Raw genomic sequence first — 16,078 nt, 5'->3', positions numbered from 1 at the left:
GGCGCGTCATGGCCTTCCGGACCGCGAGCCTCCGGCTCGCTCATGATTCCTGAGCGCGCAGGATGCGCGCGGTCCAGAAGAGCATCACAAGACGCGCCACGGGAGTGGCGCGCTCCAGGCGGCCCCCGCCCCTGACGGCCGAAGAGATCCAGGCGCGAGTCCTCCATCGCGACGGGCTGATCCTGGTGATCGACAAGCCGGCCGGCCTCGCGGTCCACGCCGGCCCCAGCGGCGCGCCCAACCTGGAGGAGTGTTTCGACGCGCTGCGCTTCGGCCTGCCGCGGCCGCCGGCACTGGCCCATCGGCTCGATGCCGACACGTCGGGCGTGCTGGTGCTGGGCCGCCATCCCAAGGCGCTGAGCAAGCTCGGCCGGCTGTTCTCGGGCCGCGACACGGAGAAGACCTACTGGGCCGTGGTGCGCGGCGCGCCGCCGGCCGATGAAGGAACATTCGACCAGAAGCTCCTGAAGGTGAACAGCCGCGCCGGCTGGTCCGTCATGGTCTCGGACAAGGGCCAGGAGGCGGTCACCTGCTACAAGGTGCTGGGTCGCGGCCCGGACATGAGCTGGCTCGAGCTCAGGCCCGAGACTGGCCGCACGCACCAGATCCGGGTGCACTGCGCGGCCGCCGGCTGCCCGGTGATCGCCGACCGGCTCTACGGCCAGGCCGAGCCCGGCGCCCAGCTCCATCTGCATTCACGCCGCATCGTCCTGCCGCTGTCGAAGGCCAAGCCGCCGATCGTGGTCGAGGCGCCGCCGCCCGATCATATGCTGGCGGCATTGCGCGCCTGCGGCTTCAGTCCTCCGACCTGACCCAGACCCGCAGCGGATCGCCAATCTCGAAGCCGGCATCCAGCGCCGCCGCCAGATCGCCGCCGGCCTCGTAGCCGACCAGCGGCAGGCGTGGGAACGTCCGGGCCGCCTGCAGGATCAGGGACCGCCAGACCGCGACGGCGTCGGCCGCCTCGGCGACGACGTTGGACAGGCCGACGACGCCGTCGCTGGAATAGAGCATGCCGCCCGCGACGACCCCGAAGCCGCGACGGCCGGTGAACATGGCGAAGGCCGGATCGTCGAACGGCAGCCCCTTCCCTGTCGTCTCGCGCCGCCACTCGATGTCGCTCGCGGCCTCGCCGGCCGGCATGCCGGCCCGGATCCACGAGCCCTCGAACAGCAGCTCGAAGCCGCGGCGCGACAGGTCGAGCGCGTTGAAGCTGTCCTTCACCGCCCAGCGGCCCGGCAGGTTGGACTGGCCGAGGATCTCGACCGTTCCGAGCTGCTCGCCGAGGGCGGCCTCGCCCGGGTCCAGTGTGACGAGGTTCGGGTAGAAGCGCGGCACGGTCTCGGCATTGACCCAGGCGTGCGGCAGGAACGTGCCCGGCCGGGCCTGCACGCGGCAGACGGCATCGCACCAGCGGGCATTGTTGAGGGCGGCGGCGCGCGTCCAGTCCTTCAGGCTCTGACTTCCTCTCGCTGGAAGATCACGTAGGCGATCGCGAACACCCCGATCATGCTGGCGATCAGGCCCGTGACCTGCGGCCAGATCAGCACCAGGCTCTGGTCGAGCGGCAGCGGCGATTCGGGGATGGCGCCGCGCATCTGCATCGGCAGCACGAAGCCCAGCGTCCGCGTCTCGGGATTGAGCAGCCCGACCACGGCCTCGCTGAACAGCGTGCCCGGCGACAGGCGCTGAAGGGCGAGCCCCAGCTCCTGCAGGGCGACGTACTCGTCGACCGAGGTCATCTGGGCCGGCGCGAACCCGACGGTGATGGCCGAGGCGATCATCGGCCACAGGATGAAGAAGAACAGCCACAGGCCGAGCGCGCACAGCGCCGAGGTCGCGGTCGAGCGGAAGATCACCGAGAACAGCATGGCCACCGCCAGCCACACGCCGCCATAGGCGATCGCCACGACCAGGAAGCCGATCCCGCGCGCCACCTCGACGCCGCGCGGCGGGAGGCCGAGCAGCAGCAGCCCCGCGCCCACCACGATCAGCCACAGCGCCACCAGCGCCATGGCGAGCGTGGCGAGGCCGCCGAGGAACTTCCCGAGCAGCAGGGCGTCGCGATAGAGCGGCTGCGACAGCACGCGCGACAGGGTGCGCCGGTTGAACTCGCTGTTGACCGAATCGAAGCCCAGCCCGATCGCCATCAGCGGGATCACGAAGCTGAGCGCCAGGATGAACGACAGGCCGACCCGCTCCGGCGCGACGGTGAAGATGCGCAGGAACAGGTAGGGATCCGAGGAGATGACGGTGCGCAGGTCCTGCAGCGCGAAGCCGACCGGCAGGGCGCCGAACACGATCACGAACAGGGTCAGCACCAGCATCCGGGTGCTGCCGAGGTGATCGGACAGTTCCTTCATGAACACCGGCCCGAGCCCGGTGAACGGCGATCCGGTGCGACGCGCGCCGCTACGCGGCATGGCGCGCCTCCTCGAAGTAGCGCGTGTAGACCTCCTCGAGGCTGGGCTGCAGGTCGTCGAGCCGGGTGAGCGCGCCGCCTGCGGACACGATCGCTCGCGCCGCCGCCGCCCGCACGTCGCGATCGGCCACGACCCGCCACGCCGCGCCTTCCGGCCGCACGCTCTGGACGCCGTCCAGGCCGCGCAGCACGCTCGCGACGTCGATGCCCGCCGCCTCGACCAGGATCGGGTGCCCCGCCCCCAGCACCTGATTGGCGAGCTGCACCACCGTGCCGACCAGCGCGACCTTGCCCTTGCTGAACAGCGCCACCCGGTCGCAGACGCTCTGGACCCGGTCGAGCAGGTGCGAGGACAGCAGCACCGCAATGCCCGCACGCTTGAGGCCGCGGATCATCTCCAGCAGCTCGAACGTCGCGTGCGGATCGAGGCCGGAGGTCGGCTCGTCGAGGATCGCGACCTCCGCCCGCTTCATGACGATCTCGGCGATGCCCAGGCGCTGGCGCATGCCGCGCGAGAAGGTCGCCACCCGCCGGTCGACGACGTCAGCCAACCGCACGCTCTCCAGCGCCTCCATGATGCGCCGGCCCGATTCGGCGCGCGGGATCTGCAGCAGGCGGGCGGTGTAGGACAGGTTCTCGCGCGCCGTCAGATGATCGTAGAAGCCGACCGAATCCGGCAGGTAGCCGACCCGGCGCTTGACCTCGAGCGGCTCGCGCACCGGATCGAATCCCAGGACACGGATCGAGCCGCCGCTGATCTCGGTCAGTCCCAGCATCATCAGGATGGTCGTCGTCTTGCCGGCGCCGTTGGGGCCCAGCAAGCCGAAGATCTCGCCGCGCCGCACGTCGAGGTCGATGCCGTCGACGGCGCGCTGGCTGCCGTAGAGCTTCAGCAGCCCGCGCGCCGCGATGACGGTGTCGTCGGCTGACTCCGGACTGGCCATCGCCGCGCCTAGCGCCGGCCGAAGCGCGCGACCGCGCCCAGCATGACCAGCAGTGCGATGGCGATGATGGCGATGCCGACCGCGCCCCACAGGGTCGAGGTCGTGACGGTGATGCGAAAATCGGCCGAGGCCGATTCGCCGCGGCCGTTGGCGCGGAACGAGGCGACATAGTCGCCGGCGATCGCCTTCTCGCCCGGCGTCACCGCCACCTGGACGTCCTTCTTCTCGCCGGGGGCCAGGCTGGGCAGGGTCTTGGGGCTGAACTCGACCTTCCAGCCGGTGGGCGCGGTGCCCGCCATCTCGACCTCGTCGATTGGGGCGGTGCCGTCGTTCGACAGGACCAGCGTGTAGGTCGCCGTCTTGCCGACCTCGGCTTCGCCCGACAGGCGTCCGTCCCGCGTCGACAGAGCGAGCCGGCCCTGGCCGCTGATCTGCAGCGTGACGCGCATCTCCGCCGTGGCGCCCTCGGAGGCGACCTTGACCAGCACAGGATAGTCGCCGGCCTTGACGTCGCGCGGCGGCGTCACCTTGACCTTGATGTCCTTGGTCTGGCCGGCCTCGATCGGGATCGAGCTGATCTCGTTGCTGCCATAGCCCTCGGTGAAGGTGGTCTGGAAGTTGGCCGGCCCCTGCGCCGACAGCGCGACCGTCAGGTCCTTGCCGCTGTCGTTGCCGATCGTCACCGTGTAGTCGAAGGTCGAGCGCGGCGTGCCGCGCAGCGACGGCAGGCGCGACTTGATGCTGAGCTTGGCCGGCGCCTCGGTGCCGACGGTGAGCGTGAGCGGCAGCGAGATCGCCTGGGCGACCGGTCCCCTGGCATTGATCGTCATCGTGTGAGCGGCCGGCTTCGCGTCCTTGGGCACATCGACGCGAAGCTGCAGGCTGACATCCTGGTTGACCCCCGGCATCGCCGCGGCGACAGGCTGCCCGGCGCCCAGGATGTCGACCTTCCAGCCCGCCGGCACATCGGCCAGCGACAGGGCGACCGGCTCTGGCGGCAGTCCGGCATTGGTCAGCTTGAGCCGGATGGTCGTCACCTCGCCCGCGCGCACGGTCTGCGAGGGATAGTCGGTGGTGAGGAACAGGCCGCGCGGCGGCTGTTCGGGCTGGGCGAAGCCGGGGACCGGCACGACGGCCGCGAGCAGAAAACCAAGCAGGGCGATCAGACGGCGCATCGTAGGGGTCTCCGGATCAGGCGGCCGCGCTCGGCCGTGCCTTCATCCGGGCAAACCAGGCGGTGAGGTTCTTGCAGGCCGGATCGAGCGGCTGGCCGACGTTCCCCATGAAGTCGAGGAAGGCGAACAGCATGATGTCGGCCATGGTGAGCTTGTCGCCAGCGACGAACGGCTTCGATCCCATCAGCCCGTCGAGCCATTGCAGCTTCTCGCGCGCCGTCGCCTTCAGCCCCTCGGCCGCCTCGGGAATGCAGTGGATACGATTCTGGAACATCTTGAGGCCTTCCGAGAAGCGGAAGCCGTTGGCCGCCGGCTCGACGATGTTGAGGTCGATGCGGCGAACCCACATGCGGGTCTTCGCCCGCTCCTCGGGCGTCTCGCCGATCAGCGACGGCGTGTCCTTCTTCTTCTCGTCGACATACTCGCAGATCGCCGTGATCTCCGCGAGGACGGTGCCGTCGTCGAGCTCCAGGGCCGGGCACTGGCCGGACGGGTTGACCTGGCTGACATAGGGCTCGCGCCGGTTCTCGCCGCCGCGCAGGTCGACCTCGACCTTCGGGACGTCGAAGCCCTTCTCGGCCATGAACATCCTGACCATGCGCGGATTCGGTCCGACTGAATTGAAGAACTTCATGGGCTGGCTCCTCCCTGAGCGGGGCCAGCGCTATCAACCGGCCGCCCGGCGGTCAACAGCCGGCGCGTGTCGTCACCGCCACGGTTCCACCAGAATCTTGGTGTGACGCTCGGGATTGGCGAGCTCGCTGAAGGCGTCCTTCACGCCCGCCAGGCCGACCTTCCCGGTGATCAGCGCCTGGGCGTCGACCTGGCCTTCCGCCAGCAGGCGGAGGCACCAGGCGAACTCCTCCGGCGTGTAGCCGAGCACGAACTGCAGCGCGAGTTCCTTCACGATTCCGAAGAAGGGCTCGATGCGGTCGGGCTCCATGCAGACGCCCGCGACGACGATGCGCGTGTCGCGCGGCGCCGCCTCGAAGATCTGCTGCAGCAGGCCGGGCACGCCGACGCATTCGAAGACGACCGCCCGGCGCCCGGCCGGCAGCTTTGCATAGGGGTTCTCGACGGCGGGATCGACGACGATGTCGGCGCCCATGCGGGTGGCGAGCTCGCGCCGCTTGGGCGAAAAGTCGGCCGCTACGATCGGCCGTACGCTCTTCAGGCGCAGGCCGACGATCGCCGAAAGGCCGACCGGGCCGCAGCCGACGACCAGCGGCGCGTCTTCCACCGACAGCGTCGCTTTCTCCACGGCATGGATGCCGACCGCGAGCGGCTCGGTGAGGGCCGCATGCTCGGCCGGCAGCCCATTGGGCACCGCCAGCAGCAGCGGCGCGGCCAGCACCATGCGCTCGGCATAGCCGCCGGGATAGTCGTTGGAATAGCCCACCGTCTGGCGGGCCTCGCCCAGCGGCATGACCGGCATGGAGACCGCCCGGCTGCCGGGCGTGAGGCAGCGCTCGGTGTCCGGCCCGTAGTCCAGCACCTCGCAGCAGAACTCGTGCCCGAACACGACGTCGCGCGACAGGTCCATCGGCACGCGGCCCGCGACGCGGCGCGACATCTCGACCATGTTGTGGGCGTGCTTGGCGGCATGCAGGTCCGACCCGCAGATGCCGCAGGCGAGTGTCTTCACCAGCACCTGGCCGGCCGCCGGCCTGGGATCGGCAATCTCGTCGACGACGATGTCGCCGGCGCGGAAGATCGCTGCCTTCATGCGATGAACTCCTTCACCGTCGTCAGGAAATCCTCAAGCCGGTCATGATGCACCCAGTGGCCGGCGCGGTCGAACTCGACGACGCGCGCCGTCTTGAAGTGGGCGATGCGGCCGTCCTTCTCCGGGTTGGAGGCCCAGCTCTCCTTGCCGTAGACCAGCAGCGTCGGGCAGGTGATCTGCGTCCACAACTGCTCGATGTCGCCGTAGCTCATGTCATAGGGCGGCCAGGCGCGGACATAGTTGTCGAACTTCCAGCTGTAGGTGCCGTCCTCGTTCTGGTTCACGCCCTGCTGGGTGAGATGCCGGGCCTGGGCGGCGGACAGGTGGGAGTTCTCTTCCTGCATGCGCTTGAAGGCATCCTCGATGGTGGGGTAGCGCCGCGGCAGCCGGCCCGAGAGCTTGCGCTGCTCGTCGACCCACTCGCGCATGCGCTCCGCCATCGACCGGGTGCCGCGCTCGGCGATCACCTTGGGCGACGGGCCGAGCCCCTCGATGGCCACCAGCTTGCGCACCTTCTCGGGATAGATGCCGGCGTAGCGCAGGCAGATATTGCCGCCCAGCGAATGCGCCACGATGGTCACCGGCGCCAGCCCCTGCTGGTGGACGAGCTGCGCGAGGTCGTAGATGTAGGACGACATGGCGTAGTTGCCGTCGGGCGACCACTGGCTGTCGCCGTGACCGCGCAGGTCGGGGCAGATCACGTGCCAGTCCTTCCGCAGGGACTGCGCGACCCAGTCCCAGTTGCGGCAGTGATCGCGGCCGCCGTGCACGAGCAGTAAGGGGGGTGCGTCGGGGTTGCCCCAGTCGACATAGTGCAAACGCAGACGCTGGGAATAGTAGTGGCGGGACGTCGGTCCCGGCATGCCGTTGGTCAGACTCATGCGTTCTCTATAGCGCCTCCCTCCGGATTCCGTCACTCTTTGCCCCATGATGAGCCCCGAGCAGAACGAGCTGATCACGCGCGTCGGTCCCGGCACGAAATGCGGCGACCTGATGCGACATTACTGGCATCCGGTCGCCCTGGCCGACGAGCTTCCCGAGGAGCGTCCGGCCAAGGCCGTGCGGGTGCTGGGCCAGGATTTCGTGCTGTTCCGCGACGAGCGCGGCCGCCACGGGCTGCTCGACCGCGACTGCCCCCACCGCGGCGCCGACCTTGCCTACGGCCGGCTCGAGGACGGCGGCCTGCGCTGCCTGTTCCACGGCTGGCTGTTCGACGTCGACGGCAAGTGCCTGGAGACGCCGGCCGAGCCGGAGGGCAGCGTCCTCTGCCAGCGCGTGCGCCAGAAGAGCTATCCTGTCGTGGTCAAGAACGGGATCATCTTTGCCTACCTCGGCGAGGGAGAAGCGCCCGCCTTCCCCGACTTCGACTGCTTCCTGGCGCCCTCGACCCACGCCTTTGCCTTCAAGGGGCTGATCGACTGCAACTGGCTGCAGGCGCTCGAGGTCGGTATCGACCCCGCCCACGCCTCCTACCTGCACCGCTTCTACGAGGACGAAGATCCGAGCGGCGACGCCTACGGCAAGCAGTTCCGCGCCAACTCGGCCGATTCCAACATCCCGATGACGCGCATGATGCGCGAGTACGCCCGCCCGACCATCGACTTCGAGGGCACCGACTACGGGCTGCGCCTGTTCACCCTGCGACGGATCAGCGAGAAGCACACCCACGTCCGCGTCACCAACCTCGTCTTCCCCTACGCCTTCGTCATCCCGATGAGCACCGAGATGACGATCACCCAGTGGCACGTGCCGATCGACGACCAGTCCTGCTACTGGTACGCGATCTTCACCAGCTTCGGGAAGCCGGTCGACCACCGGCAGATGCGCGAGCAGCGGCTGCAACTCTACGACCTGCCCGACTACCGGCCGCGCATCGGCCGGCAGAACAACTACGGCTACGACATCGCCGAGCAGAAGACGCGGACCTTCACCGGCATGGGCTTCGACATCAACGTCCACGACCAGTGGGCGGTCGAGAGCCAGGGCCGCATCCAGGACCGCACGCGCGAGCATCTCGGCTACAGCGACAAGGCGATCGTCGCCTATCGCCGCCTGCTGCTCTCGGCGATCGGCCAGGTTGCGCGCGGCGAGAAGCCGCCGATGTGGCTCGACCCCGCGGGCGCGGCGTCCGTCCGCGGTCCCGTGACCGTCGACGGCATGGGGCCGACCCAGGGCTGGCAGGACTACTGGAAGGAATTCGACGCCCGCCGCCGCAGCGATTCGAGCTGGGCAGCCGCCACCCGATCGCCGTTGGTCGCATAAGGCGATCGCGTGGCCACCTTCCTCCGCATGACAGTTGTTTGGTACGAGCGCGGCAACAAATGACGCTGGTCGAACGGGCCGGCCTCTGGACGGACGACCGCAAGGCCGCCACGCGCGAGGCCGAGCGGCGCATCCAGGCCGGCGAGATGTCGGTGGTGCGGCTGGCCTTCGCCGACCAGCACGGGGTGCTGCGCGGCAAGACCTACGCCGCCGGCGAGATCGACGCGGCGCTGAAGAACGGCGTCGGCTTCTCGGCCACGATGCTGCTCAAGGACACGTCGCACAAGACCGTGTTTCCCGTCTGGCAGCCGGGCGCCGGCTTCGCGATGAAGGAGTTGGAGGGCGCGGCCGATGTATTGATGCTGCCCGATCCCGCGACCTTCCGCGCCCTGCCCTGGGCGCCGCACTCGGGCTGGATGCTGTGCGACATCGTCTTCGCCGACGGCCGACCGGTGCCCTTCGACACGCGCCACGTCTACCGTCGCGCCCTCTCGACCCTGGCCGACCGCGGCTACGACTTCGTGGCCGGCCTAGAGGTCGAGTTCCATCTCTTCAAGCTGGAGCAGAGCCGGCTCGGCGTGCGCGACGCCGGCGCTCCCGGCCAGCCCGGCGAGCCGCCCGACGTGTCGCTGCTGAACCAGGGCTACCAGTACCTGACCGAGCAGCGCTACGACGAGATGGACCCGATCCTCGAGATCCTGCGCACCAACCTGGTCGATCTCGGCCTGCCGCTGCGCTCGATCGAGGTCGAGTTCGGGCCGAGCCAGGTCGAGTTCACCTTCCGCGCCGGCACGGGCCTCGAGCCGGCCGACGCCATGGTGCTGTTCCGCAGCGCTGCCAAGCAGATCGCCCAGCGCAACGGCTTCCACCTCACCTTCATGTGCCGGCCGCGCCTGGCCAACGTCATGTCGAGCGGCTGGCACCTGCACCAGTCGCTGACGGACCGGAAGACCCACGCCAACGCCTTCATGGACGGGCGCGAGCCGCTCTCCGCCGTCGGCCGGCACTACATGGCGGGGCTGCTGGCGCATGCCCGCGGCGCGGCCGCCTTCTCGACCCCGACGCTCAACGGCTACAAGCGCTACCGCCCCTTTTCGCTGGCGCCCGACCACGCGGTCTGGGGCCAGGACAATCGCGGCGTCATGGTGCGCGTGCTGGGCGGCCCGGGCGACCCGGCGACGCATCTGGAGAACCGCGTCGGCGAGCCGGCCGCGAACCCCTATCTCTACATGGCGAGCCAGATCGTGAGCGGATTGGACGGTCTCGACCGCAAGCTCGATCCCGGCCCCTCGGCCGACACGCCCTACGACAGCACGGCGGAGGCGCTGCCGAAGTCGCTGGCCGAGGCCCTGGCGGCCCTCGACGGGGACACGGCGCTGCGCGCGGGCTTCGGCGACTTCTTCATCGACTACTACCGGCGCCTCAAGCAGGCCGAGATCGACCGCTTCGAGGCCGAGGTCAGCGACTGGGAGCAGCGGGAATATTTTTCGCTGTTCTGACGGCGGAGCCGTCATCCTGAGCGCAGCGAAGGATCTCATCCCTGTTGCCCACGGCGATGAGGTCCTTCGCTGCGCTCAGGACGACATGACGTTTTACGGACCGCACCCCATATACCGGCATGTTCGACCTCCATCCCTCCCTCGTCCTCGACGAGGCGATCCCATCGGGGGAAGCAGGTTCCTCCGCGGAAACCGCCCCCGATGACCGGCCGCTGATCGACGCCTATTCCGAAGCCGTGGTCGACGTCGTCGACCGCGTCGGTCCCGCCGTCGTGCGGGTCGAGACGCCGCCCGACCGCGAGAAGCGCCACCGCGGCGGCACCGGCTCGGGCGTCGTGATCTCGCCCGATGGGCTGGTGCTCACCAACAGCCACGTCGTGCAGGGCGCGTCCTCGGTGAGGCTGGCGCTCGCCGACACCCGCACCGTCAAGGCGCGCGTGCTGGGCGACGATCCCCACACCGATCTCGCGCTGCTGCGCGTCGTCGACGACGTGTCGCTGCCGACGGCGCGGCTCGGCAACTCGAAGGAATTGCGGCGCGGCCAGCTCGTGGTCGCCATCGGCAACCCGCTGGGCTTCGAATCGACGGTGACGGCCGGCGTCGTGTCGGCGCTCGGCCGCTCACTGCGCTCCTACAGCGGCCGGCTGATCGACGACGTCGTGCAGACCGATGCCGCGCTCAATCCCGGCAATTCCGGCGGGCCGCTCGTGTCCTCGCGCGGCGAGGTGATCGGCATCAACACGGCGGTGATCGCCGGTGCCCAGGGCATCTGCTTCGCGGTCGCCAGCAACACCGCGAGCCACGTCGTGAGCGAGATCGTGCGCCACGGCCGCGTGCGGCGGGCCTTCATCGGCGTCGCCGGCCAGACCGTGCCGTTGCCGCGCCGCCTCGCCGTGGCGCTGGGCCTGCGCCAGGCCTACGGCGTGGCGATCGCCAACCTGGAGGCCGAGGGTCCGGCGGCGAAGGCCGGCCTGCAGACCGGCAACATCGTCCTGGCCCTGGATTGCGAGCCGGTAACCGGCGCCGACGACTTGGTGCGCCTGCTGGGAGGCGCCCGCATCGGGATCGAGACCACGCTGACCGTGATCGCCGGCGCCGCGTTGAAGCAGATCGTCGTCGTGCCGACCGAACGCACCGCGGAGGCAAAGTCATGAAGCCCATTGCCGTCGTCACTACCGTCGCCAATCGCGAGGACGCGCACCGGCTGGCGCGGACCCTCGTCGAGCGCAAGCTCGCCGCCTGCGCCCAGATCTCCGAGATCGAGAGCTTCTACCAGTGGAAGGGCGCGATCCAGCAGGAGCCGGAGCTGCGGCTCCTGTTCAAGACCACCGACGAGCGATACGCCCTGGTCGAGAGCACGATCCGCGAGCTGCATCCCTACGACCTGCCGGCGATCCATGCCTACGCCTTCGAGCATGTCGATCCCGACTACGCCGACTGGATCGCGGAGAATGCCGGCGGATAAGAGCTCGGTGTCATCCCGGGCGAAGCGAGGGACCCTTGAAGCCGCGGGAAAGGTCAATCGCCACGCTTCGGGATGACAACTTCAGTGGCGTGCCTCGCCGGCCCTACTCCACCTTCCCGCCTTCCAGCATCCTGCTCCAGCGCTTCTGCATCTCGGCGGGGCTGACCACCTCCTTGGTGGCCGCCAGGAACCAGCGGTAGCCGAACGGGCAGGCGACCATGCCGGAGCGGTCGCCGTAGAACTGGTCCTCCACCGCGCGCATCAGCGTGGCGCCCGCCTCGACCGCCCGCGCCACCGCCCGATCGGCATCGTCGACGCGGATGTGGAAGGCCACCGGCGAGCCTCCCGTCGCCGCCGGGCTCCGGGCACCGAAATCGGGATACTCGTCGTTCAGCATCAACACGCTGTCGCCGATCCGGATTTCGGCGTGGCCCACCTTGCCCGACGGCTCGGAAAGGCGGAACAGCTCGGTCGCCCCGAAGGCCCTGGCGTAGAACGCGAGGGCTTCGCCCGCGTCGTGCACGGTCATGTGGGCTCGCAGCGTCTGCTCGGTCTTTGCGCTCATGACGTCACCCATGTTATATTTACTTTACGTATCGTAACGTTAATACATGTCCAGTCAAGTCCCCACCGCAACGCGCGGCCGTCCCCGCGACCCGCGCCATCGCGCCGCCATCCTGGCCGCCGCGCGCGCGCTCCTCGAGAAGGGCGGGCTGACCGCCGTCACCATCGAGGCGATCGCCGCACGGGCGGGCGTCAGCCGCCCGACCATCTACCGCTACTGGCCCAACGCGCCCGCGGTCGCGATGGCCGCCTTTCTCGAAGCCTCGAGTGAGTCCACCGCGGGCCGCAACGCCCGTTCGCCGCTGGTCGCGCTCCGCGCCCAGCTCCATGCCGTCGCCGACGCCTTCGCCGCTCCCGCCGGCCGCAGCGTCGCGGCCATGGTCGCCGCCGCGCAGTCGGAGACCGAGCTCGCCAAGGCCTTCCGCAACGAGTTCATCGCGCGCAATCGCGATGCCGCCCGTCTGCTGGTCGAGCGCTGCATCGCCGAGGGCCTGGTCGCCCCGCGCGCCGGCGTCGACCTCGCGCTCGACCTCGTCTTCGGCGCGCTGTTCTACCGCCTGCTGATGGGCCATGCGCCGATCACCCGCAGCTTCGTCGACCAGCTTCTCGACGCGATTCTGCCCGAACGAGGCCACGCTCGGCGCACGTGACGCGCGGCAAGGCCGCAGGACATGGGCGTTGCCCTCGCGGCCGGCGCCATGATCTTCTGGCGCTTTCTCTCCGCGGGGACACGAATCATGGAACTCTGGCAGTACGACGCGACCGACCTCGCCCGCCTCATCCGAACCGGCCAGGCCTCGGCGACAGAGGCCGTCGATTCGGTCCTCGCCCGCCTGAAGGCGGTCAACCCGACGATCAACGCCGTCGTCCGCGTGCTCGACGAGGAGGCCCGCGCCGCCGCCGAGACAGCCGACGCCGCCCGTTCCCGCGGCCATGCTCTGCCGCCGCTGCATGGCGTTCCGGTCACGACAAAGGTCAACGTCGACCAGGCCGGCCTGCCGACCGACAACGGCGTCGTCCCGCTCAAGGACTTCATCGCGAAGGAAGACAGCCCCGTCGTCGCCAACCTGAAGCACGCCGGCGCCATCATCGTCGGACGCACCAACGCACCCGCCTTCTCGATGCGCATCTTCAGCGACAACGCCCTGCACGGCTGCACCTACAATCCGCGCGACCGCAGCGTGACGCCCGGCGGCTCGAGCGGCGGTGCCGGTGCCGCGACGGCGACCGGCATCGGCGCCATCGCCCACGGCAACGACATCGGCGGCTCGGTGCGCATCCCGGCCTACTGCAACGGTGTCGTCGGCCTGCGTACCGGCTTCGCGCGCATTCCGTCGCTCAATCCCAGCGCACCGACGGGCCGGCCGATCGGCGCCGTGCTGATGGCCACCCAGGGGCCGCACACCCGCTCGGTTCGCGACGCCCGCCTCGCGCTGCAGGTGATGGCGCGCGGCGACCGCCGCGACTGGCGCTGGAACGACGTGCCGATGCAGGGACCGCCGCCGGCCCGTCCGATCAAGGTCGCGATCGTGCCGGAGATGCCGGGCGGCAAGACCCATCCCGCGCAGGCGGCCGCCGTGCGGCTGGCCGGCAAGCACCTGCAGGCGGCGGGCTATGTCGTCGAGGAGATCCTGCCGCCCGACCTCGAGCGCGGCGTCGAGCTCTGGCACATGATCTGCGTCACCGACGTGTTCGGCGGCCTGTGGCCGCAGATGCAGAAGATGGGCGATCCCGACGGCATCGCGGCGATGAAGGCTTGGCTCGAGCTGCACAAGCCGGTCGACCTCGCGACCTATGTTGCCGCGCTCACCGAGCGCGAGGCCCTGCTGCTGCGCTGGATGACCTTCATGCACCAGTGGCCGCTCGTCATCCTGCCGACGCTGTGCGACCTGCCGCCCAAGCAGCGCGGCGATGTCACGGTCGACGGGCAGAAGGCGATCCTGGAATCGATGCGCTCGGCGCTGCTCGCGCCGCTGCTCGGCCTGCCCGGGCTCGCGGTGCCGGTCGGCAGCCACGAGAAGCTGCGCACCGGGGTCCAGATCATGGCGATGCGCAACCGCGAGGATCTGTGCCTCGATGCCGGCGAGGTGATCGAGGCCTGCGAAGGCGTGGTGACGCCGATCGACCCCGAGAAGGGATGACGGCACGCAGTTTCGTCGCGCCATGCGGTACGCAGCGGCCAGCGGCCCCACGCGGACGGCATCCTCTCATTAATGCACGGTCGTCCTGCCGAGAGTGCTGGCATCGGCGCGCAGTCGCGCTGTAAAGTCGCCGCCACTTTCGGGAGGAAGCAACATGATCAAGACTTCGAGGCGCGCCGTGCTTGCCGGCGCGGCGGCGGCGGCGAGCCTGCCGCGTTTCGCCATTGCCCAGGGCCGCGAGAAGGTGCGCATCGGCGTGCCGACCAAGACCTACTGGCCCACCATCGTCTGCGAGACGGCGATCCGCCAGAAGCTGTTCGAGAAGGCCGGCGTCGATGCCGAGCTGACGATCTATCGCGGCGGCGCCGAGGGCTTCGAGGCGATCGCCGCGGGCGCCGCCGACCTCATCCTCAATTCGTCGTCGAGCGTCGCCGCCGGCATCAAGAAGGGCGTGAACGTCAAGTGCGTCGCCAACGGCTCGAACGGCTACTACGGCTGGTACCTGGTCGTTAAACCCGATTCCAAGGTGCAGAAGGTCGAGGAGCTGGCCGGGAAGAAGGTGGGAATCACCTCGGCCGGATCGGGCTCCGACATCCTGGCGCTGTGGACGGTCAACGCGCGCAAGGTCGAGTTCACCCGCGTGCCCCTGGGCGGCGGCGGGCTGGTGCCCAACCTCCTGTCGGGCAACATCGACGCCACGGTCCTCTATTCGCCCCTCACCTACAAGGTCATGCAGGCGAAGCAGGCGCGGCCGCTGATCGACTACGGCGCCGAGGTGCCGCCGCATTCCACGGCCAGCTGGATCGCCACCGACAAGATCATCAAGGAGCGGCCCCAGGCGCTGCAGAAGGCCCTGAACGCCATCTACGGCGGCGTCGCCTTCCTGCAGGCCGACAAGAATCGCGAGCAGGCGGTCAAGATCATCGCGGAGATCGACGAGATTCCCGACCCGATCGCGGCCGCCGAGCTCGACGGCAACATCAAGAAACTGTCCAAGGACGGCCACTTCGAGAAGGAATGGATGGTCCGCGCCCTGGAGATGGCACAGATGATCGGCATGAAGGACCTCGCCCCCGTCGACCAGATGTACGTCGACACCTTCAAGCCGGTGCCGACCCCGGCGTGAGCCAGGTCCAGATCGTCGCCCTACGGCTGGCACTGCTCGGAGCAGTGCTGGCCGCCTGGGCCTTCCTTCCGCGCTGGGGCGTCGTAGACCCGCTGCTGCTGCCGCCGCTCGGCGACGTGCTCGCCATGCTGGTGAAGCAGCTCGGCCGGCCGCTGGTCCACGAGGCGATCGGCGTCACCGCCCTCGAGGTCGTGGTGGCGTTCGTGATCGCCCTGCCGCTCGGCGCGGCGCTGGGGGTGCTGGCCGCCGAGAACGAGTATTTCGGCCAGATCTTCAAGCCGATGCTGTTCTACGTCTTCAGCGTGCCGAAATCGATCTTCCTGCCGATGTTCATCCTGGTCTTCGGCATCGGCTTTCCGCAGAAGGTCGCCTACGCAGCCTTCTCGACGGTCTTCATCGTCATCATGAGCGCGACGGCGGCCGTCGAATCGGTCAAGGCCGAGCACGTGCTGGTCGCCCGCTCCTATGGCGCCACGCGAGCGCAGATCCTGCGCCGCATCTACGTGCCCAGCATGATGCCGGTGCTGCTGGAGGCGCTGCGCATCTCGATGATCTTCAACTTCACCGGCGTGATGATCGCCGAGATGTACGCCTCGCGCACGGGCATCGGCCATCTCATCGCCAACTGGGGCGAGAACTACCAGATGCCGGAACTGTTCGCCGGCGTCATCCTCCTGGCCGCCGTGGCCATTGCCTTCAACGAGGCGGTGCGCCATGTCGAGGTCCGCGTATCGAAGTGGCGTACATGACGGCG

Annotated in this window: 17 protein-coding genes; 9 read left to right on the top strand and 8 right to left on the bottom strand. The window is 69.3% G+C overall.

The genetic code is table 11. The features are described from left to right. The first annotated feature begins 62 nt into the window (after nucleotides 1-62). Entirely contained in the window at nucleotides 63-812 is a 750-nt protein-coding gene (locus tag ACO073_RS14990) for an RluA family pseudouridine synthase (RefSeq protein ID WP_421998375.1), read from the top strand. Here the strand turns inward: ACO073_RS14990 and ACO073_RS14985 are convergent. From ACO073_RS14985 to ACO073_RS14955, 7 genes are all read right to left on the bottom strand, one after another. After that, nucleotides 796-1,392, bottom strand: coding sequence for a hypothetical protein (locus ACO073_RS14985; protein ID WP_421998374.1), 597 nt, complete (start codon nucleotides 1,390-1,392; stop codon nucleotides 796-798). The genes ACO073_RS14990 and ACO073_RS14985 overlap by 17 nt on opposite strands. 59 nt (nucleotides 1,393-1,451) lie before the next feature. Continuing rightward, nucleotides 1,452-2,423 (bottom strand): ABC transporter permease, encoded by a 972-nt coding sequence (locus tag ACO073_RS14980; RefSeq protein ID WP_421998373.1) that lies wholly within the window; start codon nucleotides 2,421-2,423, stop codon nucleotides 1,452-1,454. After that, a complete protein-coding gene (locus ACO073_RS14975; RefSeq protein WP_421998372.1) occupies nucleotides 2,413-3,366 on the bottom strand; it encodes an ABC transporter ATP-binding protein in 954 nt (317 codons plus the stop codon). The genes ACO073_RS14980 and ACO073_RS14975 overlap by 11 nt, the downstream gene beginning before the upstream one ends. 8 nt (nucleotides 3,367-3,374) lie before the next feature. Beyond that, nucleotides 3,375-4,541 (bottom strand): NEW3 domain-containing protein, encoded by a 1,167-nt coding sequence (locus tag ACO073_RS14970; RefSeq protein ID WP_421998371.1) that lies wholly within the window; start codon nucleotides 4,539-4,541, stop codon nucleotides 3,375-3,377. Nucleotides 4,542-4,557: 16 nt separating this feature from the next. Further along, complete coding sequence (locus ACO073_RS14965) at nucleotides 4,558-5,175, bottom strand: glutathione S-transferase family protein (RefSeq protein WP_421998370.1); 618 nt, start codon at nucleotides 5,173-5,175, stop codon at nucleotides 4,558-4,560. Nucleotides 5,176-5,247: 72 nt separating this feature from the next. Continuing rightward, entirely contained in the window at nucleotides 5,248-6,267 is a 1,020-nt protein-coding gene (locus ACO073_RS14960) for a zinc-binding dehydrogenase (protein WP_421998369.1), read from the bottom strand. Beyond that, complete coding sequence (locus tag ACO073_RS14955) at nucleotides 6,264-7,148, bottom strand: alpha/beta fold hydrolase (RefSeq protein ID WP_421998368.1); 885 nt, start codon at nucleotides 7,146-7,148, stop codon at nucleotides 6,264-6,266. The genes ACO073_RS14960 and ACO073_RS14955 overlap by 4 nt, the downstream gene beginning before the upstream one ends. A 46-nt stretch (nucleotides 7,149-7,194) precedes the next feature. Between ACO073_RS14955 and ACO073_RS14950 the strand changes: the two genes are divergently transcribed. From ACO073_RS14950 to cutA, 4 genes are all read left to right on the top strand, one after another. Next, entirely contained in the window at nucleotides 7,195-8,529 is a 1,335-nt protein-coding gene (locus ACO073_RS14950) for a Rieske 2Fe-2S domain-containing protein (protein ID WP_421998367.1), read from the top strand. Nucleotides 8,530-8,588: 59 nt separating this feature from the next. Next, entirely contained in the window at nucleotides 8,589-10,028 is a 1,440-nt protein-coding gene (locus ACO073_RS14945; RefSeq protein ID WP_421998366.1) for a glutamine synthetase family protein, read from the top strand. 119 nt (nucleotides 10,029-10,147) lie between these two features. Continuing rightward, complete coding sequence (locus tag ACO073_RS14940; protein WP_421998365.1) at nucleotides 10,148-11,182, top strand: S1C family serine protease; 1,035 nt, start codon at nucleotides 10,148-10,150, stop codon at nucleotides 11,180-11,182. Then, complete coding sequence (cutA, locus tag ACO073_RS14935; protein ID WP_421998364.1) at nucleotides 11,179-11,493, top strand: divalent-cation tolerance protein CutA; 315 nt, start codon at nucleotides 11,179-11,181, stop codon at nucleotides 11,491-11,493. The genes ACO073_RS14940 and cutA overlap by 4 nt, the downstream gene beginning before the upstream one ends. Nucleotides 11,494-11,596: 103 nt before the next feature. Here cutA and ACO073_RS14930 read toward each other — a convergent pair whose 3' ends face one another. Further along, nucleotides 11,597-12,058, bottom strand: a complete 462-nt coding sequence (locus ACO073_RS14930; protein WP_421998363.1) for a VOC family protein — start codon at nucleotides 12,056-12,058, stop codon at nucleotides 11,597-11,599. 46 nt (nucleotides 12,059-12,104) lie between these two features. Between ACO073_RS14930 and ACO073_RS14925 the strand changes: the two genes are divergently transcribed. The 4 genes from ACO073_RS14925 to ACO073_RS14910 all read left to right on the top strand — a co-directional run bounded on the left by ACO073_RS14925 (nucleotide 12,105) and on the right by ACO073_RS14910 (nucleotide 16,073). Further along, complete coding sequence (locus ACO073_RS14925) at nucleotides 12,105-12,707, top strand: TetR/AcrR family transcriptional regulator (RefSeq protein WP_421998362.1); 603 nt, start codon at nucleotides 12,105-12,107, stop codon at nucleotides 12,705-12,707. A gap of 21 nt (nucleotides 12,708-12,728) precedes the next feature. Further along, a complete protein-coding gene (locus ACO073_RS14920; RefSeq protein ID WP_421998361.1) occupies nucleotides 12,729-14,198 on the top strand; it encodes an amidase in 1,470 nt (489 codons plus the stop codon). 154 nt (nucleotides 14,199-14,352) lie between these two features. Next, nucleotides 14,353-15,324: an ABC transporter substrate-binding protein gene (locus tag ACO073_RS14915; protein WP_421998360.1), complete on the top strand. Its 972-nt coding sequence runs from the start codon at nucleotides 14,353-14,355 to the stop codon at nucleotides 15,322-15,324. Then, nucleotides 15,321-16,073 (top strand): ABC transporter permease, encoded by a 753-nt coding sequence (locus tag ACO073_RS14910; protein ID WP_421998359.1) that lies wholly within the window; start codon nucleotides 15,321-15,323, stop codon nucleotides 16,071-16,073. Before ACO073_RS14915 ends, ACO073_RS14910 begins: the two co-directional genes overlap by 4 nt. The last annotated feature ends 5 nt before the right edge of the window (nucleotides 16,074-16,078 follow it).

The sequence above is a fragment of the Reyranella sp. genome (assembly GCF_965229815.1).
Taxonomy (GTDB): domain Bacteria; phylum Pseudomonadota; class Alphaproteobacteria; order Reyranellales; family Reyranellaceae; genus Reyranella.
Note: the sequence above shows the minus strand (reverse complement) of the source record. Positions and strands in the feature narration are given on the sequence as shown.

Bases quoted from the DNA above. Each gene is read 5' to 3' on its own strand.
- ACO073_RS14975 (WP_421998372.1), bottom strand. From the start codon at position 3,366: ATGGCCAGTCCGGAGTCAGCCGACGACACCGTCATCGCGGCGCGCGGG.
- ACO073_RS14970 (WP_421998371.1), bottom strand. From the start codon at position 4,541: ATGCGCCGTCTGATCGCCCTGCTTGGTTTTCTGCTCGCGGCCGTCGTG.
- ACO073_RS14945 (WP_421998366.1), top strand. From the start codon at position 8,589: ATGACGCTGGTCGAACGGGCCGGCCTCTGGACGGACGACCGCAAGGCC.
- ACO073_RS14920 (WP_421998361.1), top strand. From the start codon at position 12,729: ATGGGCGTTGCCCTCGCGGCCGGCGCCATGATCTTCTGGCGCTTTCTC.
- ACO073_RS14950 (WP_421998367.1), top strand. From the start codon at position 7,195: ATGATGAGCCCCGAGCAGAACGAGCTGATCACGCGCGTCGGTCCCGGC.
- ACO073_RS14990 (WP_421998375.1), top strand. From the start codon at position 63: ATGCGCGCGGTCCAGAAGAGCATCACAAGACGCGCCACGGGAGTGGCG.
- ACO073_RS14925 (WP_421998362.1), top strand. From the start codon at position 12,105: ATGTCCAGTCAAGTCCCCACCGCAACGCGCGGCCGTCCCCGCGACCCG.
- ACO073_RS14965 (WP_421998370.1), bottom strand. From the start codon at position 5,175: ATGAAGTTCTTCAATTCAGTCGGACCGAATCCGCGCATGGTCAGGATG.
- ACO073_RS14930 (WP_421998363.1), bottom strand. From the start codon at position 12,058: ATGAGCGCAAAGACCGAGCAGACGCTGCGAGCCCACATGACCGTGCAC.
- ACO073_RS14980 (WP_421998373.1), bottom strand. From the start codon at position 2,423: ATGCCGCGTAGCGGCGCGCGTCGCACCGGATCGCCGTTCACCGGGCTC.
- cutA (WP_421998364.1), top strand. From the start codon at position 11,179: ATGAAGCCCATTGCCGTCGTCACTACCGTCGCCAATCGCGAGGACGCG.
- ACO073_RS14915 (WP_421998360.1), top strand. From the start codon at position 14,353: ATGATCAAGACTTCGAGGCGCGCCGTGCTTGCCGGCGCGGCGGCGGCG.
- ACO073_RS14960 (WP_421998369.1), bottom strand. From the start codon at position 6,267: ATGAAGGCAGCGATCTTCCGCGCCGGCGACATCGTCGTCGACGAGATT.
- ACO073_RS14955 (WP_421998368.1), bottom strand. From the start codon at position 7,148: ATGAGTCTGACCAACGGCATGCCGGGACCGACGTCCCGCCACTACTAT.
- ACO073_RS14940 (WP_421998365.1), top strand. From the start codon at position 10,148: ATGTTCGACCTCCATCCCTCCCTCGTCCTCGACGAGGCGATCCCATCG.